1 protein-coding gene is annotated in these 956 nt (G+C 55.8%); it reads right to left on the reverse strand.

What is annotated here, in order from left to right:
* The coding region (gene tuf, locus MA884_RS27760) for an elongation factor Tu (RefSeq protein WP_256233481.1) at window positions 1–956 on the reverse strand (956 nt) is incomplete at both ends.

Below are 956 nucleotides of genomic sequence, written 5' to 3' on the forward strand. Positions count from 1 at the left end.
TCGATGACTTTGGCTACGACGCCGGCGCCGACGGTACGACCGCCTTCACGGATAGCGAAACGCAGACCGTCTTCCATCGCGATGGTCTTGATCAGAGTGACAGTCATCTGGATGTTGTCACCTGGCATTACCATTTCAACGCCTTCTGGCAGCTCGCAGTTACCGGTCACGTCAGTTGTACGGAAGTAGAACTGTGGACGGTAGCCTTTGAAGAACGGAGTATGACGACCGCCTTCTTCCTTGCTCAGAACGTAAACTTCTGCAGTGAACTTGGTGTGCGGCTTGACGGTGCCTGGCTTGACCAGAACCTGGCCACGCTCAACGTCGTCACGCTTGGTGCCGCGCAGCAGTACGCCGCAGTTCTCGCCAGCACGACCTTCGTCGAGCAGCTTGCGGAACATTTCAACGCCGGTGCAGGTAGTTTTCTGAGTGTCGCGCAGACCGACGATCTCAACTTCTTCCTGGATGCGGACGATGCCACGCTCAACACGACCAGTTACAACAGTACCGCGACCGGAGATCGAGAAGACATCTTCGATTGGCATCAGGAACGGCTTGTCGATAGCACGCTCTGGTTCTGGGATGTAGCTATCCAGAGTTTCTACCAGACGCTTGACAGCGGTGGTACCCATTTCGTTGTCGTCTTGGCCGTTCAGAGCCATCAGAGCCGAACCGATGATGATTGGAGTGTCATCACCTGGGAAGTCGTAAGTGCTCAGCAGATCGCGCACTTCCATCTCAACCAGTTCCAGCAGCTCAGCGTCGTCAACCATGTCAGCCTTGTTCAGGAAGACAACGATGTACGGAACGCCTACCTGACGGGACAGCAGGATGTGCTCACGGGTTTGTGGCATCGGACCATCAGCGGCCGAGCAAACCAGAATCGCGCCATCCATCTGGGCAGCACCAGTGATCATGTTTTTTACGTAGTCGGCGTGACCTGGGCAGTCAACGTG

The organism is Pseudomonas sp. Q11, assembly GCF_024494355.1.
In the GTDB taxonomy this organism is placed as follows: domain Bacteria; phylum Pseudomonadota; class Gammaproteobacteria; order Pseudomonadales; family Pseudomonadaceae; genus Aquipseudomonas; species Aquipseudomonas hefeiensis.